Here is a 25936-nt window from a genome sequence, read left to right on the forward strand (position 1 = left end):
GGAGGGGCGCCGGACCGGAGTCCGACGCCCCTCCCGGGCGGCCCCGTCCCGGGTCCCACCCTGAGCGTGCGAAGGGTGGGGAGGACGGGGTGTTCCTTCAGCTGGGGACGACCTCGATCGCCAGCTGCGCGGTCACCTCGGGGTGCACCCGCACGGTGACGGTGTGCTGCCCCGTGGTCTTGATGCTGCTGGGCAGCTCCACGCGGCGACGGTCCAGCGCCGGGCCACCGGCGGCGGTGACGGCGTTGACGACGTCGGCGGTGGTGACGCGGCCGAACAGGCGGCCGCCCTCACCTGCGCGGGCCGGCACACGGACGGTCAGCCCGGACAGGCTGCCGGCCACGGTCTGCGCCTCCTCGAGCGACCGCACCTCGCGGGCGGCACGCGCCCGGCGCAGCGACTCGACCTGCTTCTCGGCACCGCGGGTGGCGACGATGGCCAGGCCGCGGGGCAGGAGGTAGTTGCGGGCGTACCCGCCCTTGACCTCCACGGTGTCACCGGAGGACCCGAGACCGGTGACCTCCTGCGTCAGGATCAGCTTCTGGGTGCTCATGGTCAGCGCGCCGTCGAGGTGTAGGGGAGCAGGGCCATCTCGCGGCTGTTCTTCACGGCCACGGCGACGTCCCGCTGGTGCTGGCTGCAGTTGCCGCTGACGCGGCGGGCACGGATCTTGCCGCGGTCGGAGATGAACTTCCGCAGCAGGGTCGTGTCCTTGTAGTCGATGTAGGTCGCCTTGTCCTTGCAGAACTGGCAGACCTTCTTCTTCGGCTTGCGGATGGGGGGCTTGGCCACCGGGGTTCTCCAGTTACGAAGAGGGATTCAGGGAACGAGTGGTCGGCCCCGTCCAGAGGCCCACCCCGAGCGTGCGAGGGGTGAGGAGGACGGAGGCCTGTCTCAGAAGGGCGGTTCGTCCGACGGCGGGGCCGGGGTCGACCACGGGTCGCTGGACCCGCCGCCACCGAAGCCGCCACCGCCGCCGCCACCGCCGAAGCCGCCGCCACCCTCACCGCGCGAGGCCTTGGTGACCTTCGCGGTGGCGTAGCGGAGCGAGGGGCCGATCTCGTCGACCTCCAGCTCGACGACGGTGCGCTTCTCGCCTTCCTTGGTCTCGAACGACCGCTGCTTGAGCCGGCCGGAGACGATCACCCGCGAACCGCGGGTCAGCGACTCGGCGACGTTCTCCGCCGCCTGCCGCCACACGTTGCAGCGCAGGAAGAGCGCCTCGCCGTCCTTCCACTCCTGCGACTGGCGGTCGAAGGTCCGCGGCGTCGAGGCGACGGTGAAGTTGGCGACCGCGGCGCCGGACGGCGTGAACCGCAGCTCCGGGTCCGACGTCAGGTTGCCGATGACGGTGATGACGGTCTCGCCGGCCATCGTCAGTGGGCCTCGGGCCGCATCAGCTTCGTGCGCAGGACCGACTCGTTCAGGTTGAGCTGCCGGTCGAGCTCGGCGACCGCGGCCGGCTCGGCCTGGATGTCGATGACGGCGTAGATGCCCTCGACCTGCTTCTTGATCTCGTAGGCCATGCGGCGACGGCCCCAGATCTCGGTCTTGAACGTGCCGCCGGAGTTGCTGACGACGGTCAGGAACCGGTCGAGGGACGGCGCGATGGTCCGCTCCTCGAGATCGGGGTCGAGGATGACCATCAGTTCGTAGTGACGCACGGAGAACCCCACCTCCTCTGGTCTGGACGGCTGCAGTCGGTCTGCAGCAGGAGGGTCGTACACGCGTCGCGCGCCCCCTCGGTGACAGCCACCGCTGGAACGCGCTCCGGCCAGTCTACGTCAACCGCGACCCCACCGGTCGACGGCTTCCACAGGCCCGGCACCGTCACCCGGCGCAACTAGGGTGCGCGCCGTGGCAGCTCACCCGATCGGCGTACACGTCGGCCCTGGCCTGACCGAGGACAACGAGCTCGACGCCGGCGGTCCGCTGGCGCGCGCCGCGGAGATGGACGCCGACGGCGTGCAGGTCTTCCTCGCCGACCCGCAGGGCTGGACCGCCCCGAAGCCCCGCCCGGACGCCGCCGACCTGCTCGCCGGTGGCGTCATGGTCGTCGTCCACGCGCCCTACGTGCTCAACGTGGCGACGACGAACAACCGCATCCGCATCCCGAGCCGCAAGCTGCTGGACAAGCACGCCCAGGCGGCGGCCGCGATCGGCGCCCGCGCCATGGTCGTGCACGGCGGCCACGTGCTGGCCAAGGACGACCCCGCGGCCGGCGTCGACAACTGGCGGAAGACCTTCGCGCGCCAGGCCGAGGCCGGCGGCTTCGCCGTCCCCCTGCTGATCGAGAACACCGCGGGCGGCGGCAACGCGATGGCCCGCGACCTCGACGCGATCGCGCGGCTGTGGGAGGCCGTCGGCGAGTTCGGTGCCGGTTTCGTGCTCGACACCTGCCACGCCTGGGCCGCCGGCTGGGACCTCGCGACCGCGGTGGACGACGTCCGGGCGATCACCGGCCGCGTCGACCTCGTGCACCTGAACAACAGCCGCGACCCGGCCGGGTCCAGCCGCGACCGGCACGCGCCGCTGACCGACGGGGAGATCCCGGCGGACCTACTCGTCGAGGTGGCGCGCGCCGCGGACTGTCCGGTCGTGCTCGAGACCCCCGGCGACGCCGCCGCCCACGCCGAGGAGATCGCCCTGCTCCGGGACCGCCTGGGCTGAGCGCCCCAGCACCACCCGGTCCGGGGCGTGGTCGAGGACGCCGCCGGCGGGGTCGTCGACACCGGGCCAGCTCACCCGGACGACGTCGCCGTCCGGCCGCCAGACGTCCCGCACGACCAGGGCCATGAGGACGACGACGGCGACGTCGCGCACCGTCACGGCGAGGAAGAACCACTGCACCTCGACGCCGCGGTTGTCGGTGCCGAGGTACCAGAGCAGCCGGGGCACCCACAGCAGCGCCTCGGTGGCCTGCCACAGCAGCAGTGCCCGCCACCGCGGCCGGGCGAGCACCGCCAGCGGGAGCAGCCAGAGGGAGAACTGCGGGCTCCAGACCTTGTTGAGCAGCAGGAACCCGGCGACCAGCAGGAACGCCACCTGGGCGACGCGGGGCCGCACCGGGGCGGCCAGCGTCAGCCAGGCGACCGCGGCGACCAGGGCGAGCACCGCGACGGCCACGACCGCGTTGAGCACGACCGGTGCCTCGCCCTCGGCCAGCGGACCGTCGAACAGCCGTCCGCCGGAGACGTGGATCGCGATGTTCCACAGGGTGTCCGGATCGGCCGGCCGCTGGCTGTTGAGCCGGAAGAACCGCGACCAGTTCTCCGGGGCGAGGACGGCGACGGGCAGGTCGACCGCCACCCAGGCCACCACCGCGGCGAGCGCCGTCCGGAGCCAGGTGCCCAGCCGGCCGGACCGCAGGCACAGCAGGAACAGGGCGCCGAGCAGCAGCACCGGGTACAGCTTGGCGGCCACGCCGAGGCCCAGCAGCGCCCCGGCGAGCACGGGGCGGCGGCGGGCCCAGGCCCACAGGCCGAGCGAGGCCAGGGCGACGGCCAGCAGGTCCCAGTTGGTGAACGCGTGCACGAACAGCAGCGGGGACAGCCCCACCATCGCCGCGTCCCACGGGCGCCGCCCGGAGACGCCGAGGACCGCGCGGGTGACCAGCAGGGCGCACAACGACAGCAGCAGGCAGGTGGCGACGTAGTAGGACTGCACCGCCGGGACGGCGGGCAGCACGCCGGTCGCGGCCGCGAGCGCGTCGTAGACCCGGCCGAGCGCGGCCGAGACGAGCATGAGTGCGCCGGTGAGCACCGGGTACTCGACGGCGGAGTCCAGGTAGGGCACCGCGCCGCGGTCGAGCCCGTGCAGGCCGTACAGCGGGACGGTGTCGGAGTAGCAGAAGTGCGTGTACTGCACCCAGCCGGCCCAGTTGCCGTCCGAGCACGGCGCCTGCTTGACCCAGGCGAGGGCCAGCACGGTCGTGGTGAACAGCAGGCAGACCCGCAGCGGCGTCCAGAACAGGGCCCGGCCGGTGACCGCGTGCCGTCCCCACGGGCCACCCACGGCCTCGCTGGCCTGCGTCGCGACCGGATCGGTCCAGGTCGGGACGACGCGGTCGGGCCGCCCGTCGTCCGGCCGGGCGGCGGGGGCCCCGGGAGACGCCGAGGGCCCGCCCGCCGGCTGGTCAGCCGGGTCGGACGGGCCCTGCGGGGGAGTGCTCACGCGGACAGTCTGCCCGCGCAGGTCAGCCGATCGGCTGCAGCTCGCTGTCGGGCGGTGGCACCGGCTGGGCCGGCTGGGCCGGCGCGGGGACACCGGCCCCGGGGTTGGGCTGCCCGGTGTTCGGCTGGCCCGTGTTGGGCTGACCGGTGTTGGGCTGACCGGTGTTGGGCTGCCCCGTGTTGGGCTGACCGCCGGTCGTCCCGCCGTTGGGCTGACTCCCCGTGTCCGGTTGCTCGCCGGCCCCGTCGTCCGGGGTGCCGTCGTCGACGACCGGCGGGGTGGACGGCTGCGTCTGCGGGGCCGGGGGAGCCGTCGGCTGCGACTGCCGCGTCTGGGGAGCCGGGGCGGGCACGCCCACGCCGGTGTCGCCGCGGATGACCGCCCGGTCGGGCAGGTCCTCCTTGGGCGTCCCCTCGAGGACGGTGTTCATGAACTCCTGCCAGATGGCGCCCGGCAGGCCGGAGCCGTAGATGATCTGGCGGTTCGCGTTGACGATCGGGTCGCTGGGGGAGTCGTTGCCCATCCACACCGCGGTCGACAGCGACGGGGTGTAGCCGACCATCCAGGCGTCGGAGTTGTCCTCGCCCTGCCCCTGCGTACCGGTCTTGCTGGCCACCTCGCGGCCGCCGTCCAGCGCCCGCTTGGAGTAGGCCGCCACGCCCTTGAGCGCGAAGGTCACGTCGTTGGCGACGTCACCGTCGATGGCCTGGTCCCCGGCGTCACCGGAGTACTCCAGCAGCAGCGCGCCCTCGCTGTCGGTCACGCGGGAGACGAAGAAGGGCTCGTGCTCGACGCCGCCGTTGGCCAGCGTGGCGAAGCCGTGGGCCTGGTCGATCGGGCGCATCTCGTACTCGCCGATGCCGATCGCCGACCCGGTGAAGCCGTCGGCGTTGGCCAGCGTGGTGTTGCCGGCGAGGTTGGTCCCCTCCGGCCACACCTCCGGCAGACCGGTCGCGGCCAGCGCGACCTCGCGGACCCGCTCCGGGCCGATCTCGTGGGCCAGGCCGTAGAAGGTGGTGTTCAGCGACCGGGTCATGGCCTCGACCAGCGTGCAGGAGCCGCAGGACGCGCCGCCGGAGTTGCGCACCAGCGCCTCGCGGTCGTCGAACTTCTGCGGCGAGCTGCCGTCGCGGCGGGCGTTGACGCTGATGCCCTCCTCCAGCGCGGCGGCCAGCGCGTAGGGCTTCATCGACGAGCCGGGCTGCCGCTGGGCCTGGGCGTAGTCGGTCCCCGTGCCGTTCGCGCCGCCGTAGTAGGCGCGCACCGCGCCGCTGCGCGGGTCGACGGCCACCAGCGCCTGCCGCAGCTGCTCGGGCTCGCCGTCCATCACCTCCTGGACGGCGGCCGCCGCGGCGTCCTGAGCCGGCTTGTCCACCGTGGTGGTGATCCGCAGCCCACCGGCCCGGATCTGCTGCTCGGTGTAGCCCTTGGTCTCCAGCTCGGCGAGGGCGCGCTGCACGACCAGACCCTCGTGGGTGCCGGGGATGCCGAGGTTGGTGCCGGTCTTGGGCAGCACCGGCGGGTACACCGAGGCGTCCCGCTCGGCCTGGGTCAGCCAGCCCTCGTCGACCATCGCGTCGAGCACCAGGCCCCAGCGGTCCTGGGCACCCTCCGGGTTGACCTCCGGGTCGTACCCCGACGGGCTGCGGACCAGGACGGCGAGCACCGCACCCTGCTGGGGCGTCAGCTCGGCGGCCGGCACCCCGAAGAAGGTGTTGGCCGCGGCCTCGATGCCGTAGGCGCCGCGGCCGAAGTAGATGGTGTTGAGGTAGTTCTCGAGGATCTCGTCCTTCTCGTACTGGTTGTCCAGCTTGATGGCGAGGAAGAGCTCCTGGAACTTGCGGCTGAACGTCTGGTCGTGGGTCAGGAAGGCGTTCTTCACGTACTGCTGGGTGATCGTCGAGCCACCCTGCGTCGAGCCGCCGGTGAGGTTGTTCCACGCGGCCCGGACGATGCCGGTGAAGGAGATGCCCGGGTCGGAGTAGAAGCTGCGGTTCTCCGCCGCGAGGATCGCGTTGCGCGCCGGCTCGGAGACCTCGTCCAGACCCACGTTGGTGCGGTTCTCCGCGCCCAGGCGGGCCATCTCGGTGGTGCCGTCGGCGTAGTAGACGACGGTCGTCTGCGCGTTCTGCACCGAGTCGGGGTCGGGCACCTCGGTGGTCGCGTACACCACGCCGACGAAGACGCCGAGCAGCACGAGCAGGCCGGCGAGCGTCGCACCGACGACCTTCAGCCGGCGACGCCGCTTCTGCTTCCTCGTGCGCGCCGCCTTGGCCGTCGGCCGGCCCGCCGGCCGACCGGACCGTGCGACGGCGGAACCGGGGCGTGCGCCGGACCGCGACGCCGTCGTCCGGCCCCCACGGCCGGCCGGTGGCCGCCGGTTGCCGCCGTTCCCGCCGCCGCTGCGGCCCGGCGCCGGTCGGCGGTCCGGGCCGCCGTGCGGCCCGACCGGGGAGGTCTCGTCGTGGGGAGGCACGAAGGGGCCCCTCTCTGACTCGTTCGGTGGGCGGGACGAAGGCATCCCGCACCCAGGGTGTCGTCTTCAGCTGTGAGAGCGGGGGAGGACCCGCGGCAGCGCCGTACTCACAGCGGTCCCACGTGACGGAAGGGTCCGGCGGTGCGCCTTGTTCCCGCGGTCCCCCGCGGCGACTACTCCGTCGCCGCGCGCCGGCGGGTCCGGCGGGGCGAACGCCCCGGCTCGGGCTCGTTCCCCAGCACGTACGAGCAGTCGAGGTGATTCCAGCCACAACCGCGGCACACCTCGACGGCGTAGACGGAGAACTCCTCCTGCGCGGCGTCCATCCGGGCGAGCTCGACCGGGGTCTTGGCCTGTCCGGCCGTCGGCCCGAGGTGCTCGCCGTAGACGTAGCTGACCAGCGTCAGGCGCTCCTTGCGGCACACCGGGCAGACGACGTCGGTCGCCTCGCCGTGGTACTTGGCCGCCCGGGAGAGGTAGGGACTGGCGTCGCAGACCTCGAAGAGCCCCGTGCGTCCGGCGTACACGTCGGCGAGGACGGCTCGCCGCTGCAGCGAGTAGTCCACGACGGATCGACGTCCGGGCACGGCGCCAATGTACGCACCGGGACCGACGCCGTCAGCGCAGACGAGCAGGTCGCGGGCGATCGCGGGCGCCACCGGGCCGCCACCTCGCGGTCACCCGCCGGTGTCGTCCCGGCCACCTGCCGATGTATCGTCCCGATACATCGAACCGTGGGGCGAAGGGGAGGCGACGTGCTCGAGCTCGCCATCCTGGGTCTGCTGCACCAGTCCCCGATGCACGGCTACGAGCTGCGCAAACAGCTCGCACAGGTGCTCGGGGGGCTGCGCAGCATCTCCTACGGCTCGCTGTATCCCGCGCTCAAGCGGCTGCACGCGGCCGGTTACGTCACCACCGACGAGCCCGACCCGCGCGCACCGCTGCCGGCCGACGCCCCGGCGCTGACCGGCCGGCGCGGGAAGGTGGTCTACACGATCACCGCGGAGGGCAAGGAGCGCTTCCACGAGCTGGTCAGCCAGGCCGGCCCGGAGGCGTACGACGACGGCGGGCTCTTCGGCGTCCGGCTGGCGTTCTTCCGGCACACCGCCGCCGACGTGCGGCTGCGGATCCTCGAGGGTCGCCGGCGCACCGTGGAGCAGCAGCGGGAGGGCCTGCGGGCCTCGCTGGCGCGGACCCGCCAGCGCCTGGACCGCTACACCCTCGAGCTGCAGCGCCACGGCCTGGAGTCGGTGGACCGGGAGGTCCGCTGGCTCGCCGAGCTGATCGACCAGGAGCTGACCGACAGCGAGCGGCGGCGCACCGGCGGCCCCGACACGGGGGACGCCGACCCACCACCCGCCCCGGGCTGACCGCGGCGGCGCCGCCCTCCGTACACGCAGGACCGTCCCCGGTCCGCTCACCGACCGTTCGCGGTCCAAGAAAGAAGGAGACCCCTGTGGGATCTGTCAAGGTCGCCATCGTCGGCGTCGGCAACTGCGCCGCGTCGCTCGTCCAGGGCGTGCACTACTACCGCGACGCCGACGAGACCTCCTCGGTGCCCGGGCTCATGCACGTGCGCTTCGGCGAGTACCACGTGTCCGACGTGGAGTTCGTCGCCGCGTTCGACGTCGACGCCAAGAAGGTCGGCCGCGACCTGTCCGAGGCCATCGTCGCGAGCGAGAACAACACCATCAAGATCTGCGACGTGCCGCCCCTGGGCGTCTCCGTGCAGCGCGGCACCACACTCGACGGCCTGGGCAGGTACTACCGGGAGATGGTGGAGGAGTCCGACGAGGAGCCGGTGGACGTCGTCGCGGCGCTGCGCGAGTCCGGCGCCGACGTCCTCGTCTGCTACCTGCCGGTCGGTTCGCAGCAGGCCGCCGAGTTCTACGCCCAGTGCGCCATCGACGCCGGCGTCGCGTTCGTCAACGCCCTGCCGGTCTTCATCGCCGGCACCCAGGAGTGGGCGGACAAGTTCACCGCCGCCGGGGTGCCGATCGTCGGCGACGACATCAAGAGCCAGGTCGGCGCCACCATCACCCACCGGGTGCTGGCCAAGCTGTTCGAGGACCGCGGCGTGCAGCTGGACCGCACGATGCAGCTCAACGTCGGCGGCAACATGGACTTCAAGAACATGCTCGAGCGCGAGCGCCTGGAGTCCAAGAAGATCTCCAAGACCCAGTCGGTCACCAGCCAGGTCGGCCGCGACATGGGTGCGGGCAACGTCCACATCGGCCCGTCGGACCACGTGCCGTGGCTGTCGGACCGCAAGTGGGCCTACGTCCGCCTGGAGGGCCGCGCGTTCGGCGACGTCCCGCTGAACCTGGAGTACAAGCTCGAGGTCTGGGACTCCCCGAACTCGGCCGGGATCATCATCGACGCCGTCCGCGCCGCGAAGATCGCCAAGGACCGCGGCATCGGCGGCCCGATCCTCTCCGCGTCGTCCTACTTCATGAAGAGCCCGCCGGTGCAGTACGACGACAGCGAGGCCCGTGACGCCGTGGAGGCCTTCATCCGCGGCGACGTCGAGCGCTGACGACGGCCTCCCGCCCCCACCGCTCGCGAGCCCGCGGCGGGTCCCTGCAGCCCGGCCGCCCCGCTCCTCGCCCCTGACGGGCCCATGGCGGTGCCCGGGGGATCGACAGGGCCCGTCCTCCGACCCGGAGGACGGGCCCTGTCGCGTTGCGCGTGCCGGTCCGTCCGGCTGCCTACGCTGGGCCGCATGCCGCCGCGCCGCCGTCCGCTGCTCCCGGCCCTGGGGCTGGTGCTCGCGCTGCTCACCGGGTGCTCCGGTGGCGACGAGCAGCGGCGGACCGGTGACCCCGTGACCGCGGCGGAGGCCGACGTCCTGGCGCAGCTGCTGGCGCGCAACGAGGAGGAGGGCGGGGCCGACGTCGTCGTCACGGCGCCGTATGGAGAGGACACCGTCCTGACCCTCACCGGGGAGGTCGACTTCGCCGGCCAGGTCGGGCGGGCCCAGGCGGTGACCACCTACGGCGACGGCCGCCCCGACGACACCCGCACCCTGTTCTTCACCCCCGAGGCCGTCTGGTTCGGCGACGTGCCGGGGCTCGGCGCGGCCCTGACCGCGGCCGGCCTCCCGGAGGCCTCGTACGTGCGCCGGCCCCTGGCCACCGGCGAGGAGTCGCCGCTGACCGACGTGCTGGTGCGGCTGGTGCTCAACCTCTCCGCCGAGCAGCCCGACGACCCCGGCGCGTTCCGGGACGCCCACTACACCTGGCAGGGCGAGCGCTCGGTGGACGGCGACCTGACGGCGGTCTACGCGTCGGAGTCCGGCTGGTCGGTGGCCGTGGACAGCTCCAGCGACCTGCTGGTGCAGTTCCAGACCCGGCTGCCCGGCCAGGACCACGACGTGACGGTCACGCTGTCCGACCACGGCCCCCGGGAGATCACCGTGCCGGCGGCCGAGCAGACCGTCGACGGGGCGGAACACCCGGAGATCTCGGCGACCGTGGGCCTGTAGCGGCCACTCGCGGGGCACCCGGCCCCGGACGTGCGGAAGGGGGCGGCCTCTTCCCCAGACCGCCCCCTTCCGCGGTCTTTCCTACCAGATCGGGTGCCGCGGCGCTGCCCCGGCAGCCGAATCGTGACCGTTCAGTTGACCGACGGATCGGCCGGTGCCGTGGACAGCACCGCCAGCCGGCCGGTCTGCCGACCCATGACCCGCCGCCACAGCTCCGGGCCGGCCAGCTCGCTGAGCACGTCGTCCGGGGTGCCGGGCACGCAGGCCCACGCCCCCTCGGCGACCTCCCCGGCCAGCTGCCCCGGCGACCAGCCCGCGTACCCAGCGAACACCCGCAGACCCTGCACCTGCCCGTCGAGGACGTCGGGCTCGGCGTCGAGGTCGACCAGGTGGACGTCGCCGGCGACCCGGCGCAGGCCGCTGTCGGGCGCCGGCGCGACACCGGGGCAGACGGCCAGGCACAGCGCGGTGTCGGTCTCGCACGGGCCGCCCACGTGGAACACCCCGGGCTCGACGGCGAGGTCGCACCAGCCCGGCAGGACGTCGCGGATCTCCACCTGGCTCGGCCGGCCCAGGACCACGCCCAGGGTGCCGGTGTCGCTGTGGTCGAGGACGAAGACGACCGTCCCGGCGAAGGTCGGGTCGGTCAGCGTCGGCATGGCGACCAGCAGCGAGCCCGGGCGGACGTCGTCCAGACCGCCGATCGACAGCGGGGGGACCGCGTCCTCACCACGTCGTCCGGCCACGGGACGCGCCGGCGGCCCGGACTCGGGATCGGACGAGGGCGGGGGAGTCATCGCACCCAGTGTGCCCCACGCGCAGGGGGCAGGGTGGCCGCGCCCGCCCGCCGCGGGGCGTCCGCCGCGGCCCGTCGTCCACCCTCCGGGAGGGAACGGCCACCGTAGGGTGACCGCGTGCGCCAGGCGGGGACGACCGTGCGCCACCTGCTGGTGCGCCCCGACTTCCGCCGGCTGCTCGCCACGCGCCTGTCCGCGCAGTTCGGGGACGGCGTGCTGCAGGCCGCGCTCGCCGGCACGGTGCTGTTCAACCCGCAGCGCGCGGCCGACCCCCTCGACGTCGCCGCCGGGTTCGCCGCGCTCCTCCTGCCCTACTCGCTGGTCGGCCCGTTCGCCGGCGTCTGGCTGGACCGCTGGAGCCGCCGCCAGGTGCTGCTGCGGGCCAACCTCGTGCGGTGCGCCCTGGTCGCGCTGCTCGCGGGACTGGTGTGGTCCGGCGTCTCCGGGGCGCCGTTCCTGCTCACCGGGCTGGCGGTGGTCTCGGTCAGCCGCTTCGTCCTGTCGGCCCTGTCGGCGGCGCTGCCCCACACCGCCGACGAGCCGTCACTGGTGCCGGCCAACGCGCTGTCGACGACGTCCGGGGCGGTGGCCACGGTGGTGGGCGGGGCGGTCGCCGTCGCGCTGCTGCCCCTGGCCGGCGCGGGGGACTCGGCCTACGCGATCACGACACTGGCCGCCGCGCTGCCCTACCTGGTGTCCGCGGCGGTCGTCGCCGGCTTCGGCCGTCGGTACCTGGGGCCGGACTCCGCCACCCGGACGGCGTCCCTGTCGGCGCGGGCGGTGGCCGCCGGGATGGTCGCCGGCGCCCGGCACGCGTGGGCCCGGCCGCCCGCCGTCGTCGCGCTCGCCGTGGTCACCGCCCACCGGCTGTGCTTCGGCCTGCTCACGCTGATGACGCTGCTGCTCTTCCGCAACACCCTCGACGGGTGGGGGCCGGTGCCCGGGGGGATCGGGGGCCTGGGCGTGGTGGTGGCGGCCGGGGCCGGGGGCACGCTGCTCGCGGCGGCGGTCACCCCGGCCGCCGTGCGCCGGCTGGGCCGGTCCCGCTGGGTGACCCTGCTGCTCGCCCTGGCCGGCCCGGTGCTGGTCGCCCTGGGCCTGCCCGCGCTCACCCCGACCGTCGTGCTGGCGGGGTCCGTCCTCGGCTTCGTGGGCCAGGGGGTGAAGATCTGCGTCGACGCCACCCTGCAGGAGGCGGTGGACGACGACTTCCGCGGCCGGGTCTTCTCCGTCTACGACACGCTGGTCAACGTGGGCTACGTGGTGGCGCTGGTGGCCGCGGCGTTCCTGCTGCCCGCGTCGGGGGTCTCGGGCGGCCTGGTGGTCACCGTCGGCGCGATCTACGCCCTGACCGCCGTGCTCAGCGGCGCACGCCCCCGGGGGTCTTGCGGAGGCTGAGGAGCGAGGTTCCTGCGCTCCCGGCCTCCGCTACGTGCGGGCGGCCCACCAGGCGCGGAGCTCGGCCTCGGCCTCCTCGCGGTCGAGCGGTCCGCGCTCCAACCGCAGGTCCTTGAGGTGGGCCCACGCCTCGCCGACCTCCCGGCCGGGCGGGATGCCGAGGATCTCCATGATCGCGTTGCCGTCGAGGTCGGGGCGAACGCGGGCGAGGTCCTCGGCCGCCGACAGCTCGGCGATCCGCGTCTCGAGGGAGTCGTAGGTGGCCGACAGTGCCGCCGCCCGCCGCTTGTTGCGGGTCGTGCAGTCCGAGCGCACGAGCTTGTGCAGCCGGGGCAGCAGGTCGCCGGCGTCGGTGACGTACCGGCGGACGGCGGAGTCGGTCCACTCGCCGCGGCCGTAGCCGTGGAAGCGCAGGTGCAGGAAGGTCAGCCGGGCGACGGCCTCGATGACCTCCTTGGGGTACCGCAGCGCGGTCAGCCGCTTGCGCACCAGCTTCGCGCCGACCACCTCGTGGTGGTGGAACGACACCCGCCCCCGCGCCTCGTGACGGCGGGTGGCCGGCTTGCCGATGTCGTGCAGCAGCGCGGCCAGCCGGAGCACCAGGTCGGGGGACTGGGCCGCCGGGTCGGCCTGCTCCAGCGCGATGGCCTGGTCCAGCACGGTCAGGGAGTGGCTGTAGACGTCCTTGTGCTGGTGGTGCTCGTCGATCTCCATGCGCAGCGCCGACAGCTCCGGCAGGACGACGTCGGCCAGCCCGGTGGAGACGAACAGCTCCAGCGCCGCCCGCGGGGCGTCCTGCAGCAGCGTCTTGGACAGCTCGGCCTGCACCCGCTCCGGCGTGATCCGGGCCAGCTCGCCGGCGAGCGAGGTCATCGCCGCGACCACCTCGTCGTCCGGCGTCAGGCCGAGCTGGGCGACGAAGCGGACCGCGCGCAGCATCCGCAGCGGGTCGTCGGCGAAGGACTCGACGGCGGGCCCGGGCGTGCGCAGCCGCCGCGCCAGCAGGTCCCCGAGCCCGCCGTGGGGGTCGGTGACGGCCCGGTCCGGGCCGAGGGACACCGCCATGGCGTTCACGGTGAAGTCGCGGCGGGCGAGGTCGTCGACCAGCGAGGTGCCCCAGGCGACCTCCGGGTTGCGCGACTCCCGGTCGTAGCGGTCGGCCCGGAACGTGGTGATCTCCAGCCGGACGCCGGACACCTCCGCCCCGACGGTGCCGAACGCGATACCGGTGTTCCACGTGGAACTGGCGACGCCACGCAGCAGCTCGAGCACCTGCTCGGGGCGGGCGTCGGTGGTCAGGTCGAGGTCACCGGGGACGCGCGGCCCCCCGGAGCCGGCGGCCAGCAGGGCGTCCCGCACCGAGCCGCCGACCAGGTGCACCTCGAAGCCGGCCGCGGTGAAGCGCTCGCCGAGCCGGGTCAGCACGGGGGAGACGTCGACCAGCTCCCGCACGGTCTCCTGGACGGCGGGCGGCACCGGTTCGACGACCGGGGGACGACTTGGCGGCTGACCGGACACGACGATCCAGGGTAGTGCCGTGCCGCGCGCTACCCTCCTGGCATGGCTGGGACCGGTGGTCGAGGGCGCCCCGGCCGCCGGTTGCGTCGGGTCGACGAGACCTCCGCCGGGGGCCTGGTGGTCGCTGACGACCCCGTCACCGGGCCCCGGGCGGCGCTCATCGGCCGCACCGACCGCCGCGGCCGGCTGCTGTGGTCCCTGCCCAAGGGCCACATCGAGGAGGGCGAGACCCCCGAGGACACCGCCGTCCGCGAGGTCGCCGAGGAGACCGGCATCATCGGCGAGGTCGTCGCCCCGCTGGGCATCATCGACTTCTGGTTCGTCGCCGACGGCCGGCGGGTGCACAAGACGGTGCACCACTTCCTGCTCCGCGCCATCGGAGGAGCCCTGTCCGACGCCGACATCGAGGTGACCGAGGTCGCCTGGGTCCCCCTCGACGAGCTCGGTGACCGGCTCGCCTACGCCGACGAGCGCGCCCTCGTCGAGCGGGCACCGGCACTGCTCGCCGACAGCGCGTGAGCGGTCGGCGACCCTTCCGCACGGGACGCGACACCGGGGCTCCCGGGACGACGGGCGTCGGCGGGGAACTGTCGTGACCCGGTCGGCTGCCGGGGGCGCCGGCGGCCGCGCCGCCGCACCGCGCCCCACCCCACCCGGGCGCCACCGGGACCGCACCCACCGCCGGCCGGCGCCGCTGTGCGCCGTCCTGGCCGGGCTGCTGGCCGCGCCGCTGGTCGGGCTGGCCCCGCTGCCGGCGGCCGCGGCCGCGCCCGGGGAACCGTCGCCGGTCAGCGAGGACGACACCGGCGACCCCGCCCGGCCGGTCCAGGTGGAGCTCACCCGCATCGACCCGCGGACCCTCGGCCCCGACGCCGTCGTCACCATCGGCGGCACGCTGACCAACACCGGCAGCGAGACGCTCACCGGCCTGGAGGTGCGGTTGCAGCGCGGCGACCTGCTGCAGAGCCGGGCCGAGCTGCAGGCCACCGACTCCGACCGCGACCCGATGACCGACGTCGCCACGCCGTTCCAGCCCGTCCCCGGTGAGCTGCCCGCCGGCGGGTCGCTGGCCTTCGCGCTCACCACGACCGTCGGTGAGCTGCAGATCGACCGGGACGGCGTCTACCCGGTGCTGCTCAACCTCAACGGCAGCGCGGCCGACGGCGAGCGCCGCCGGCTGGGCGAGCTGTCCACCTTCCTGGTGCAGCCCCCGGCGCAGCCGGCCGCGGCCACCGGCGTCGCCTGGCTGTGGCCACTGGTGGAGCGCACCCACCGCGACGCCGACGGCCGGTTCGCCGACGACGGCCTGGCCGACGCCGTCGAGGACGGCGGCCGGCTGGACCGGGTCCTCGCCGCCGTCGAGCGGCTGCCCGAGAGCGCACCGCCCGAGGGCGGGGAGCCGTCGCCGGCGGTGCGGGTGACCCTCGCCGTCGACCCCGCGCTCGTGGAGGAGCTGGAGCTCATGGCCGCCGGGCCCTACGACGTCGCCGGGCAGGACGGCGCCGGGCAGGGCACCGAGGAGGCCGCCGAGTTCCTCGACCGGCTGCGGGCCGTCGCCGTCGACCACCCGGTGGTGGCCCTGCCCTACGGCGACGTCGACGCCGACGCCCTCACCGCGGCCGGCCTGTCCGACGTGGTCACCCGCAGCCTGCCGGGCACGCCCGAGGGGACGGCGCGGGACGACCCCGACGCCCCCGCGCCGGCTGCTCCCACCGACGGCACGCCGCCCCCGGCGGAGGACGACGACCCGACCGGGGCCGGCGCGGAGATCCTCCGCGCCGCCCTGGGCGTCGAGCCCCGCACCGACCTCGCGTGGGCCGTCGGCGGGTCGGTGCGCCCCGACACCGTGGCCACGCTGCAGGCCGGCGGGGTGCGGGAGCTCGTGCTCTCCCCCGACGGCCTCACCGACGGCACCGCGGCGCTCGGGCTGGACGGCGGCGGTGCGGCGGCCCGGACGACGGTCCCGGTCGACGGCGGGGAGGTCGACGCCCTGGTCGCCGACAACGCCCTCAGCGGACTGGTCGGGGCGGCGGCCCGGGCGGCCGGGGGCGCGCGGGTCGCGGAGCAGCGCTACCTCGCCGAGCTGTCGCTGCTGGCCCTGGGCAGCGGTGCCGACCCGGCCGGGCAGACGGTCCTGGTCGCGCCGACCCGCGAGGTGGACCCCGACCCCGGCGGTGCCGCGGCGATGATGGCGGCCTCGGCCCAGCTGCCGTGGCTGCGGCCGACGACAGTGTCCCAGCTCGACGACGGTCCCACGGCGGCCACGGGCGAGCTCGGCTCCCCGGACGCGCCGGGCGGGCTGGAGGCCGCGGGGCTGGACGACGTCGTCACGGCGGTCGGTGTCCGCGACGACCTCGCCGGCGCGGCGGTCGACGACCCCGGCACCGTCCTGGCTCCCTACGACGCCGCGGTGGCCCGCGCCGTCTCCGCGGCGTGGCGCGACGACCCCGCGGGCTTCGACACCGGCGCCGCGGACCTGCTGGCCACGCTCGGCCGGCTGCGCGAGCGGGTCACCCTGCTCGCCCCGGCCGACGGCACCTACAGCCTCGCCTCGGGCGACGCCCCGCTGGTGCTCACCGTCCGCAACGACCTGCCCTTCGCCGTCCGGGTGCTGCTCCGGGTGCAGCCGCGGGGCAACGCCGCCCTGACCGTGGAGGACATCGGCGCCCAGGTGCTCGCCCCCGGCCAGCGGACCACGCTGCAGGTGCCGGCCGAGGTGAGCCAGTCGGGCCGCTTCGGCGTCGTCGCCGGCCTGACCACCCCCGACGGCGGCCCGCTCGGCGACCCGGTGGAGCTGCAGGTGAAGAGCACCGCCTACGGGTCGATCTCGCTGTTCATCACGATCGGTGCGGCCGCGCTGCTGGGGCTGCTGTTCCTCCGCCGCCTGGTGCTGTTCGTGCTCCGCCGCCGGCGCGGCACCCCGGACACCACCGAGCAGCCGCAGCCGCTGCCTCCGACGCGGAGCCCGGTGTGACCGCGGCCGGCCGCGACGAGCGGCCCGTGGAGGACCGCCGGCGCCGGATCCCGCTGCCCCCGGTCCCCCCGGCGACCCGAGCCGACGCGGACCGGCCGGCGGGCCCACCGCCGGTGCCCGGTCCCGGCACGCCGCCCGCGCTGCCGCTGCCCCCGCCGCCGTACCCGCGCGTGCCCGCGGCGCCGGTGCCGCCCCCGCCGGCGACGGCGTCGTCCCCGGCCGGGTCGTCGCCGGCCGCGTCCTCCCCCGCGTCGGCACCCGCCCGGCCGCCCGTGCCGCCGGCGCCCCGGGCGCGGCCGCTGCCCCCCGTGCCGCCACCGCGGCCCCGCGCCGCCCGGTGGGTGCCCGGCCCCGACGACACCCAGCTCATCCCGGTGCTGCCCGCGGTGCCGCGCCCGGCCGACGAGACCGACGAGGACCTCGAGGCCCGGGAGGGGGCTCCCGGCGCCAGCCGCGGCATCCTCCGCGCCGCCGGGACGATGGCCGTGGCCACGCTGGTCTCGCGGGTCACCGGCCTGCTGCGCACGATGGTGCTCGCCGCAGCGCTGGGCGTCGGGCTGGTCAACGACGCCTACAACACCGCCAACACGCTGCCCAACATCGTCTACGAGCTGCTGCTCGGCGGCGTCCTGACCTCGGTGATCGTGCCGCTGCTGGTGCACGCCCAGGAGCGGGACCGGGACGGCGGCGCCGCGTACGCCCAACGGCTGGCCACGATCGCCGTCGCCGGGCTGGTGGTGGTGACGGCGCTGGCCGTGGCGATCGCACCGGCCCTCACGGCGCTCTACGGCATCCAGGGCGACCCGGAGCAGGTCCGGCTGGCCAACTGGCTGGCCCGCATCCTGCTGGTGGAGATCGTGTTCTACGGCATGGGGGCGCTGGCGCAGGCGATCCTCAACTCCCGCGGGGTGTTCGGGCCGCCGGCCTGGGCGCCGGTGCTCAACAACGTCGTGGTCATCGCCACCGGCGTCCTGTTCGTCGCCGCGTCCGGCCCCGGCGACCTCACCCCGGCGACCATCACCCCCGGCCAGGTCTGGCTGCTCGGTGGCGGCACCACCCTCGGCATCGCGGTGCAGGCGCTGGTGCTGCTGCCGCTGCTCGGCCGGGCCGGCGTGCCGCTGCGGCCGCGCTGGGGGCTGCGCCACACGGGCCTGCGCGAGGCCGGCTCGCTCGGCCTGTGGGTGATCGCGTACAGCGCGGTCAGCGCCGTCGGCGTCGCCGTCGCCACCCGCATCGCCAACGCGGCCGGCCGCGCGGACGGGCTGGGCTCCAGCGCCTTGGCCATCGCCAGCCTGCTGTTCCAGATGCCCTACGGGATCATCGGCGTGGCCCTGCTGACCGCGCTGCTGCCGCGGATGAGCCGGGCGGCCGCCCGGGCCGACGTCCCCGGTGTCGTGCAGGACCTCGGCCTCGGCACCCGCCTGTCGGCCCTCGGGCTGCTGCCGGTCACCGCCGCGCTGACGGTGCTCGGCCCGGCCCTGGCGACGGTGGCCTTCGCCCGCGGCAACACCACGGTCGCGGAGGCCCAGGCGATCGGGACCGCGCTGGGGATCGGGGCCTTCGGGCTGCTGCCGATGGCGGTCACGCTGCTGCAGCTGCGGGTCTTCTACGCCATGAAGGACGCCCGGACGCCGACGCTCATCCAGCTGGGCATGGTGGCCGTGCGCGTGCCGCTGCTGCTGCTGGTGCCGGTCGTCGTCGGTCCGGAGCACGTGGTGGCCGGCCTGATGCTGGTCACGAGCGTCACCTACGTGGCCGGGTGGGTGCTGGGGCACGTGGCGCTGCGCCGGCGGCTGGGGGCGCTGTCGACCCGCACGACGCTGGGCCCGGTGCTGCGCATCGCCGCCGCGTCCGCCGTGGCCGGCCTGCTCGGCTGGGGCGCGGTGCTGGTGACCGAGGACGCCCTGGGCTCGTCGGTGGCGGGCTCGCTCGGCACCCTGCTGGTCGGTACCGTGGTGATCGGCGTCGTGGCCCTGGCAGGGCTGGTGCTCGCCCGGGTTCCCGAGGTCCGAGAGCCCCTGACCGCCGTCAGGGCCCGGCTGGGGCGCGGGTGACCACCCCGGCGACGCCCTCGCCGGGGCAACCCAGCCGCCGGCCGGGATCGGAGTGGGGGTCGGCCGCGTCGATGACGTCCACGACCACCGGCCTCCCCGACCGGTACCGCCCGCTCGACGAGGTCGGCCCCGTCGAGAACACCGCCACTGGCGTCATCCGCTGCTGGCGCGCGAAGGACCGCATCCTCAACCGCGACGTCGCCATCCGGGTGCACACCCCCGGCGGCGCGGCGGCCCGTGACTGGATCACCCGGGCGCTCACCGCCGGCGGGCTGGCCACCCCGGCCCTCGCGATGGTCTACGACGCGGCCGAGGGCAGCGGCGGCAGCGCACCCGGCGGCTCGGCCTACGTGGTCAACGAGTGGATCGAGGGGCAGACCCTCGCCGAGCGGCTGGCCGAGGGCCCGATGCCCGACCGGGAGGCCCGCACCGTGCTGCGCCGGCTCGCCGAGGGGGTGGCCGAGGCGCACCGCGTCGGGCTGGCCGTCGGTGGGCTCACCCCGGAGACCGTCGTCCTGCGGCCCAACGGTCTGGTCGGGCTGCGCGCCGTGCCCGCGGCCAACGGCACGATGCAGGGTGACATCGCGGCGCTGGGCGAGCTCCTGGAGTACTGCCTCACCGGCCGCCGTCCGGGAGCCGAGCCCGTGGCCGGGCCCCGCCCGGGCATGGCACCCGACCTCGCCGCCCTGGTGCGCCGGGCCCGTTCCACCGAGCCCGGCGGCGGCCTGTCCAGCGTGGCCGCGATGGCCGCGCTGCTGGCCGAGCGGCCGCGCGGTCACGCCTCCGAGCCGGTGCGCGCCCCCGACGAGACCGACAGCGGGTGGCTGCGCCGGCTCCGGGAGCGCCGGGAGGAGGACGCGGCCGACGACGACGACCCCGCGCCGACCATGAACGTCACCGGCCCGGGCGCTCCCCGGCGGCTGGACGCCCAGGGCCGCCCGCCGGTGCCGGCACCGCGCGTGGACGACGCCGACGAGGACCTGCTGCCGCTGGCCGCCGGCTTCGGGGTGGACGACGACGACCACGGCTACGACGAGGACGCCGCGCCGCACCCGGAGGACGACGGCGACGGGACCTCACCCGCCCGCCGGCGGCTGCTCGTCATCGGCCTGCCGCTGGCCGCCCTGGCGATCGTCGTCGCGCTCGCGTGGTGGTTCGGCTCCAGCGTGCTGTCGGTGGCCGACTCGGTCGACGCGGAGGACACCACGCCCGCCCCGCCGGCCAGCAGCGCCCCGGCCGAGGACGATCCCCCCGCGCCCGCCGACGGGCCGCCCGCCACGATCGTCGAGGGCACCGTGCTCGACCCCGGCGGGGACGGCGAGCCGGAGAACGTCGACGACATCCCGCTGTCCTTCGACGGCGACCCCGCCACCGCCTGGTCGACGCTGACCTACCGGGGCTCCCCGGCCTTCGGCAACCTCAAGGACGGCGTCGGCGTCGTCTACGACCTCGGGTCGGAGCAGGCCCTGGCCGGCGTCGCGCTGAGCACCACCACCCCCGGGGCGACGGTCGAGGTGCGGGTCGGGGATCAGCCCGACGACGGTCTCGACGGCTTCGACGTGGTCGCCTCCGGTGAGCTGGAGGAGACCACGGAGCTCGGGTTCGACGAGCCGGTCACCACCCGCTACCTGCTGGTGTGGGTCACCGGTCTGGTGCCCTCGGACGACGGCTTCTCCGCCGACATCGCCGAGGTCGCCCCGCAGCCGGCCGGCTGACCGCACCCCCGTCGGGTCTTCCACCCGCTGGAATGAGGCCCTGCTCACGGGGGAATGCGGCTCCTACGATCCACGTTGTGCCGCCCGTGACCTCAGACCACCCGACCCCCGGCCCCGCCGTGACCACCGACGGGAACCCCGCGATCCCGCCGGCGGAGCATGACGGCATCCGAGACCTGATCATCATCGGGTCGGGCCCGGCCGGCTACACCGCCGCCGTCTACGCCGCCCGCGCCAACCTCCACCCCCTGGTGTTCGAGGGCTCCCAGTTCGGTGGCGCGCTCATGACCACCACCGAGGTCGAGAACTTCCCCGGCTTCGCCGAGGGCATCCAGGGCCCGCAGCTGATGATGGACATGCGCCAGCAGGCCGAGCGCTTCGGCGCCGAGCTCGTCGCGCGCGACGTCAGCGAGGTCGACCTGACCGCCGAACCGAAGATCGTGAAGGTCGGCGACGAGGTGCACCGCGCCCACGCGGTCATCGTCGCCACCGGCTCGAAGTACCGGTACCTGGGCCTGGACAACGAGGCCCGCCTGCTCGGCCGCGGCGTCTCCGCCTGCGCCACCTGCGACGGCTTCTTCTTCCGCGACCAGGACATCATCGTGGTCGGCGGCGGCGACTCGGCGATGGAGGAGGCCACCTTCCTCACCCGCTTCGCCAAGACCGTCACCGTGGTGCACCGTCGCCAGGAGCTGCGCGCCTCGAAGATCATGCAGCAGCGCGCCCAGGACAACGAGAAGATCCGCTGGGCGCTCGGCAAGCAGGTCACCGACGTCCTCGGTGAGGAGACCGTCTCCGGCGTCCAGCTCACCGACGTGGAGAGCGGCAGCACCGAGACCGTCCCGGTCACCGGCGTGTTCGTGGCGATCGGGCACGACCCGCGCAGCGAGATCTTCGCCGGCCAGCTGAAGCTGGACGACGAGGGCTACATCCAGGTCGAGCACCCGACCACCCGGACCAACATCGACGGTGTCTTCGCCTGTGGCGACGTCGTCGACCACATCTACCGGCAGGCCATCACCTCGGCCGGCACCGGCGCCGCGGCGGCCATCGACGCCGAGCGGTACCTCGCCGAGTCCTTCGGCGAGCGCTGAGCGCGTTCGCCGCCGGGTGATCCGGGGCACCAGGCGGACCGGGGCATAGACGGCCGCTCCGGTCGGTTACCCCTGCCGGGCCCACCCCACAGCCACGAACCACGAGGAGAACGACCATGGCAGGCAACACCGTGACGGTCACCGACGCCAGCTTCGCGAACGACGTGCTGGGCAGCGACAAGCCCGTGCTCGTCGACTTCTGGGCGGAGTGGTGCGGGCCGTGCAAGATGGTCGCTCCGGTCCTCGAGGAGATCGCCGCCGAGCACGGCGACAAGCTGACGATCGCCAAGCTGAACATCGACGAGAACCCGCAGATCGCCCGTGACTACCAGGTCATGTCGATCCCGACGATGACGGTCTTCCAGGGCGGCAAGCCGGTGAAGAGCATCATCGGGGCCAAGCCGAAGGGCGCGATCCTCTCCGATCTCGCCGACTACATCTGAGCACCCGCCCCCGCCGGGGGTCGTGCTGAGGGCCTCCCCGGCCACGTGCCGGGGAGGCCCTCGCGCGTCCGGGGTGCCCCCCGGGAGGCCGCGGGAACGGCCGGGGACGACAATCGACCCACGATGGGAACCGACAGCCGCATGCACCCCCTGGGCCCCGGTGACCGGGGCCCCGCCGTGGCCGACGTGCACGCGGCCCTGCGCGCGCTCGGCCTGCTGCCCTCCGGGGACGGCGGCACCGAGGACGCCGCACTCGACGACGCGGTCTACGACCCGGCCACCGAGCTCGCCGTCCGGCACTTCCAGCAGGTCCGCGGCCTGTCGGTCGACGGCCGGGTCGGGGAGGAGACCTACCGGGCCCTGTCCGAGGCCCGCTGGTCGCTGGGTGACCGGCTGCTGCACCACGACCCCGAACGGCCCATCCGCGGGGACGACGTCACGAACCTGCAGGACCGGCTGCACGAGCTCGGCTACGACGCCGGCCCGGTGGACGGCGTCTTCGGGCCCGAGACCGAGGTGGGCCTGCGGGCCTTCCAGCGCGACTACGGGCTGACCTCCGACGGCACCTGCGGGCCGGCGACGCTGCGCGCGCTGCGCCAGCTGGGGCGCAAGGTCACCGGCGGCCGGCCGCAGCTGCTGCGGCAGAGCGCCAGCTTCGTGGAGAGCGGCCCGCACCTCATCGGGCGGCGGATCGTCATCGACCCCGGGCACGGCGGGGCCGACACCGGCTTCACCGCGGGCGAGACCACCGAGGCCGACCTCGTCCTCGACCTGGCCTCCCGCATCGAGGGCCGGCTGGCTGCCGCCGGGGCCACCGTCTACCTGACCCGCGGCCGGGAGCAGAACCCCACCCCGGCCGAGCGGACGGCGTTCGCCAACGACGCCCGTGCCGACCTGTTCCTCTCGCTGCACATCGACGCGCACGCCTCCGAGCACGCCCGCGGGGTGGCCAGCTACTACTACGGCACCGGCTCCGGGGCGTCGTCCACCGTGGGGGAGCAGTTCGCCAACCTGGTGCGCCGCGAGGTGGTGGCCCGCACCGGCCTGCTGGACCTCGGCTCGCACCCCAAGACCTGGGACCTGCTGCGCATGACCCGCATGCCCGCGGTGCGCATGGACTGCGGCTACCTCTCCCACCCGGTCGACCGGCTGCTGCTGCTCGACGCCCGCCTGCGCAGCACCGTCGCCAGCGCCGTCCTGGCCGCCGTCCAGCGGCTGTTCCTGCCCGCCGAGGCCGACCCGCCGACCGGCACCTTCGTCCTGCCCGGGAGGGTGTGAGCCGACCGGGACACCGCCCGGCCCCGCCGCCCCTCCCGGGGCGGCTGGGATCAGGCCTCCCCGGACCCTTCCGTCACACCCGCCGTGTCCCCGGCGGGCCGCCGGGGGTGGCTCCCTACACTCGACGGGTGGCCAACCTCCCGCCCGGCACGCCTCCGGGCCCCGGCGTGACCCCCCACCCGGCTCCGCGCCATCCGCGGCTGGACCCGCTGGCGGACCGGTACGCAGCACGGACGCACGGGATGAAGACGTCGGAGATCCGGGCACTGTTCTCCGTCGTGAGCCGGCCCGAGGTCGTCTCGCTGGCCGGTGGCATGCCCGCGGTCACCGCGCTCCCGCTGGACGCGGTGGGCTCGATGATCGGCGAGCTCGTCTCCGGCATGGGCGCCCAGACCCTGCAGTACGGCTCCGGCCAGGGCGACCCGCGGCTGCGGGAGCGCATCTGCGACGTCATGGCGCTCGAGGGCATCACCGACGCCTCGCCCAGCGAGGTGGTGGTCACCGTCGGCTCCCAGCAGGGGCTGGACCTGGTGACCCGGGTGTTCTGCGACCCCGGTGACGTGATCCTCGCCGAGGGGCCGTCCTACGTCGGCGCGCTCGGCGTCTTCGACGCGTCCGAGGCGCGCGTCCGGCACGTCCCGATGGACGACGACGGCCTCATCCCCGAGGCGCTGGAGCAGGCACTGCTGGAGTGCCGGGCCAACGGCGACCGGGTGAAGTTCCTCTACACGGTGCCGAACTACCACAACCCGGCCGGCGTGACGCTGTCCGAGCCGCGCCGCCAGGCGGTCATGGAGATCGCCGAGCGCTACGACCTGCTCGTCGTCGAGGACAACCCCTACGGGCTGCTGGGCTTCGACCGGGAGCCGATGCGGGCGCTGCGGGCGCGGGACAGCCGCCGGGTCATCTACCTGGGGTCGTTCTCCAAGACCTTCTCCCCGGGCCTGCGCGTCGGGTGGGTGCTCGCCCCGCTCGCCGTCCGCGAGAAGCTGGTGCTCGCCACCGAGGCGCAGGTGCTCTGCCCGCCCTCGCTGACCCAGTACGCCGTGGCCCGCTACCTGGACACCCAGCCGTGGCGGGAGCAGATCAAGCACTTCGTCGAGCTGTACCGCGAGCGCCGCGACGCCGCGCTGGAGTCCCTCGAGCAGCTGATGCCCGCGGGCACCACCTGGACCAGGCCGGACGGCGGCTTCTACGTGTGGCTCAAGCTGCCGCACGGCCTGGACGCCAAGCTCATGCAGCCCCGCGCGGTGAACGCGCACGTGGCCTACGTGCCGGGCATCGGCTTCTACGCCGACGGGTCGGGGCGGGAGTACATGCGGCTGTCCTACTGCTACCCCGAGCCCGACCAGATCCGCGAGGGCGTGCGCCGGCTGGCCCGCGTCATCGAGGCCGAGCTGGACCTGCACTCCACCTTCGGCGCCGTCGACACCGGCTCGTTCCGCGCCGTCGCCCAGCCCTTCCGCAGCCACGAGGCCGAGAACATCGTCGGCCCGGCCAACAGCGACACCTACGAGGACGGACGCGCATGAGTGAGTCGGCCGCACCCGCCGCGGAGCCCTCGGCGGCACCGCACCCGCTGCGTGCCGTCGTCCTGGCCGGCGGGCTGAACTTCGAGCGCGAGGTCAGCCTGTCCTCCGGCACCCAGGTGGAGGAGGAGCTGACCCGCGCCGGGGTGGACGCCGAGGTCCGCGACGCCGACGCCGAGCTGCTGCCCGGCCTGGCCGCCGCCCCGGCCGACGCGGTGTTCATCGCCCTGCACGGCGCCACCGGTGAGGACGGCGCGCTGCGGGCGGTGCTCGACCTGGCCGGCGTCCCGTACGTGGGCTCGCCCGCCGCGGCCTGCCGCCTGGCCTGGGACAAGCCGGCCGCGAAGTCGGTGGTCCGCTCCGCGGGGGTCACGACGCCGGACTGGGTGGCCCTGCCGCACAGCACGTTCCGCGAGCTCGGCGCCGGCGCGGTGCTCGACCTGATCGTGGCCCGGCTCGGGCTGCCGCTCATGGTGAAGCCGGCGTCGGGGGGCTCCGCGCTGGGGGCGCAGAAGGTGACCCGCGTGGAGGACCTCCCGGCCGCGATGGTCAGCTGCTTCGCCTACGGCGACACCGTGCTGGTCGAGCGGTTCGTCGACGGGGTCGAGCTGGCCCTGTCCGTCGTCGACCTGGGGGAGGGGCCCCAGGCGCTGCCGGCGGTGGAGATCGCCCCGGAGTCGGGCGTCTTCGACTACACGTCCCGTTACACGCCCGGCCTCACCGAGTACCACGCGCCCGCGCGGGTGCCCGACGAGGTGGCGGCCACGGCGGCGGCGCTCGCCGTCCAGGTGCACCGGGTGCTCGGCCTGGCCGACCTCTCCCGCACCGATGCGATCGTCAGCCCGGACGGCGAGGTGCACTTCCTGGAGGTCAACGTCTCCCCGGGGCTGACCGAGACGTCGATGTTCCCGATGGCGGTGGAGGCGGCCGGTCACTCGCTCGGCGACGTCCTCGCCCGGCTGCTGACCCGCAGGGCGACGTCCACCCGCTGAGGGAGGCCCGG

Annotated in this window: 23 protein-coding genes; 14 read left to right on the forward strand and 9 right to left on the reverse strand. The window is 74.9% G+C overall.

Annotated elements, in window-relative coordinates; genetic code table 11:
* Positions 1 to 97: 97 nt before the first annotated feature.
* From rplI to rpsF, 4 genes are all read right to left on the reverse strand, one after another.
* Positions 98 to 553, reverse strand: a complete 456-nt coding sequence (rplI, locus tag ACI79E_RS16750; RefSeq protein ID WP_456933702.1) for a 50S ribosomal protein L9 — start codon at positions 551 to 553, stop codon at positions 98 to 100.
* Positions 554 to 555: 2 nt separating this feature from the next.
* A complete protein-coding gene (gene rpsR, locus ACI79E_RS16755; RefSeq protein WP_097207512.1) occupies positions 556 to 792 on the reverse strand; it encodes a 30S ribosomal protein S18 in 237 nt (78 codons plus the stop codon).
* A gap of 102 nt (positions 793 to 894) precedes the next feature.
* On the reverse strand, positions 895 to 1374 hold the full coding sequence (locus ACI79E_RS16760) for a single-stranded DNA-binding protein (protein WP_456933703.1): 480 nt from the start codon (positions 1372 to 1374) through the stop codon (positions 895 to 897).
* A 2-nt stretch (positions 1375 to 1376) separates the two neighbouring features.
* Entirely contained in the window at positions 1377 to 1664 is a 288-nt protein-coding gene (gene rpsF / locus ACI79E_RS16765) for a 30S ribosomal protein S6 (RefSeq protein ID WP_456933704.1), read from the reverse strand.
* Between the two features lie 193 nt (positions 1665 to 1857).
* On the opposite strand from rpsF, the gene ACI79E_RS16770 reads away from it, so the two are divergent.
* Positions 1858 to 2670, forward strand: a complete 813-nt coding sequence (locus ACI79E_RS16770) for a deoxyribonuclease IV (RefSeq protein ID WP_456933705.1) — start codon at positions 1858 to 1860, stop codon at positions 2668 to 2670.
* On the opposite strand, the gene ACI79E_RS16775 is transcribed toward ACI79E_RS16770, so the two are convergent.
* The 3 genes from ACI79E_RS16775 to ACI79E_RS16785 all read right to left on the reverse strand — a co-directional run bounded on the left by ACI79E_RS16775 (position 2560) and on the right by ACI79E_RS16785 (position 7236).
* The gene (locus tag ACI79E_RS16775) at positions 2560 to 4173 is read right to left on the reverse strand and encodes a glycosyltransferase family 87 protein (protein ID WP_456933706.1); all 1614 of its coding nucleotides are present in this window, start codon (positions 4171 to 4173) and stop codon (positions 2560 to 2562) included. The two genes, ACI79E_RS16770 and ACI79E_RS16775, sit on opposite strands and share 111 nt — an antisense overlap.
* Positions 4174 to 4195: 22 nt before the next feature.
* A complete protein-coding gene (locus ACI79E_RS16780) occupies positions 4196 to 6649 on the reverse strand; it encodes a transglycosylase domain-containing protein (protein WP_456933707.1) in 2454 nt (817 codons plus the stop codon).
* Between the two features lie 173 nt (positions 6650 to 6822).
* Positions 6823 to 7236 (reverse strand): DUF5318 domain-containing protein, encoded by a 414-nt coding sequence (locus ACI79E_RS16785; RefSeq protein ID WP_456933708.1) that lies wholly within the window; start codon positions 7234 to 7236, stop codon positions 6823 to 6825.
* Between the two features lie 168 nt (positions 7237 to 7404).
* On the opposite strand from ACI79E_RS16785, the gene ACI79E_RS16790 reads away from it, so the two are divergent.
* The 3 genes from ACI79E_RS16790 (at position 7405) to ACI79E_RS16800 (ending at position 10133) form a co-directional block, all read left to right on the forward strand.
* Positions 7405 to 8019, forward strand: coding sequence for a PadR family transcriptional regulator (locus tag ACI79E_RS16790; RefSeq protein ID WP_456933709.1), 615 nt, complete (start codon positions 7405 to 7407; stop codon positions 8017 to 8019).
* 86 nt (positions 8020 to 8105) lie between these two features.
* Positions 8106 to 9185 (forward strand): inositol-3-phosphate synthase, encoded by a 1080-nt coding sequence (locus ACI79E_RS16795; RefSeq protein WP_456933710.1) that lies wholly within the window; start codon positions 8106 to 8108, stop codon positions 9183 to 9185.
* 186 nt (positions 9186 to 9371) lie between these two features.
* Positions 9372 to 10133, forward strand: coding sequence for a hypothetical protein (locus ACI79E_RS16800; RefSeq protein WP_456933711.1), 762 nt, complete (start codon positions 9372 to 9374; stop codon positions 10131 to 10133).
* 131 nt (positions 10134 to 10264) lie between these two features.
* On the opposite strand, the gene ACI79E_RS16805 is transcribed toward ACI79E_RS16800, so the two are convergent.
* Positions 10265 to 10930, reverse strand: coding sequence for a YqgE/AlgH family protein (locus ACI79E_RS16805; protein WP_456933712.1), 666 nt, complete (start codon positions 10928 to 10930; stop codon positions 10265 to 10267).
* A 117-nt stretch (positions 10931 to 11047) separates the two neighbouring features.
* Between ACI79E_RS16805 and ACI79E_RS16810 the strand changes: the two genes are divergently transcribed.
* Positions 11048 to 12328 carry an MFS transporter gene (locus ACI79E_RS16810; RefSeq protein ID WP_456933713.1) on the forward strand — a complete coding sequence of 427 codons (1281 nt, stop codon included), beginning with the start codon at positions 11048 to 11050 and terminating at the stop codon, positions 12326 to 12328.
* Between the two features lie 30 nt (positions 12329 to 12358).
* Here the strand turns inward: ACI79E_RS16810 and ACI79E_RS16815 are convergent, their stop codons facing one another.
* Complete coding sequence (locus tag ACI79E_RS16815; RefSeq protein ID WP_456933714.1) at positions 12359 to 13846, reverse strand: CCA tRNA nucleotidyltransferase; 1488 nt, start codon at positions 13844 to 13846, stop codon at positions 12359 to 12361.
* A 42-nt stretch (positions 13847 to 13888) separates the two neighbouring features.
* Between ACI79E_RS16815 and ACI79E_RS16820 the strand changes: the two genes are divergently transcribed.
* The 9 genes from ACI79E_RS16820 to ACI79E_RS16860 all read left to right on the forward strand — a co-directional run bounded on the left by ACI79E_RS16820 (position 13889) and on the right by ACI79E_RS16860 (position 25925).
* On the forward strand, positions 13889 to 14365 hold the full coding sequence (locus ACI79E_RS16820; protein WP_456850856.1) for an NUDIX hydrolase: 477 nt from the start codon (positions 13889 to 13891) through the stop codon (positions 14363 to 14365).
* A gap of 73 nt (positions 14366 to 14438) precedes the next feature.
* Positions 14439 to 16820: a DUF6049 family protein gene (locus ACI79E_RS16825; RefSeq protein ID WP_456933715.1), complete on the forward strand. Its 2382-nt coding sequence runs from the start codon at positions 14439 to 14441 to the stop codon at positions 16818 to 16820.
* 308 nt (positions 16821 to 17128) lie between these two features.
* Entirely contained in the window at positions 17129 to 18874 is a 1746-nt protein-coding gene (gene murJ, locus ACI79E_RS16830; protein WP_456933716.1) for a murein biosynthesis integral membrane protein MurJ, read from the forward strand.
* Between the two features lie 71 nt (positions 18875 to 18945).
* Complete coding sequence (locus ACI79E_RS16835; protein WP_456933717.1) at positions 18946 to 20589, forward strand: protein kinase family protein; 1644 nt, start codon at positions 18946 to 18948, stop codon at positions 20587 to 20589.
* Between the two features lie 86 nt (positions 20590 to 20675).
* Positions 20676 to 21683 (forward strand): thioredoxin-disulfide reductase, encoded by a 1008-nt coding sequence (trxB, locus tag ACI79E_RS16840; protein WP_456933718.1) that lies wholly within the window; start codon positions 20676 to 20678, stop codon positions 21681 to 21683.
* Between the two features lie 116 nt (positions 21684 to 21799).
* On the forward strand, positions 21800 to 22126 hold the full coding sequence (gene trxA, locus ACI79E_RS16845; protein ID WP_456933719.1) for a thioredoxin: 327 nt from the start codon (positions 21800 to 21802) through the stop codon (positions 22124 to 22126).
* Positions 22127 to 22249: 123 nt separating this feature from the next.
* Positions 22250 to 23404, forward strand: a complete 1155-nt coding sequence (locus tag ACI79E_RS16850; protein WP_456933720.1) for an N-acetylmuramoyl-L-alanine amidase — start codon at positions 22250 to 22252, stop codon at positions 23402 to 23404.
* Positions 23405 to 23646: 242 nt separating this feature from the next.
* Positions 23647 to 24936: an aminotransferase-like domain-containing protein gene (locus ACI79E_RS16855; RefSeq protein ID WP_456933721.1), complete on the forward strand. Its 1290-nt coding sequence runs from the start codon at positions 23647 to 23649 to the stop codon at positions 24934 to 24936.
* Positions 24933 to 25925, forward strand: a complete 993-nt coding sequence (locus ACI79E_RS16860; RefSeq protein ID WP_456933722.1) for a D-alanine--D-alanine ligase family protein — start codon at positions 24933 to 24935, stop codon at positions 25923 to 25925. The genes ACI79E_RS16855 and ACI79E_RS16860 overlap by 4 nt, the downstream gene beginning before the upstream one ends.
* Positions 25926 to 25936 lie beyond the last annotated feature (11 nt).

The organism is Geodermatophilus sp. SYSU D00079 (assembly GCF_054050635.1).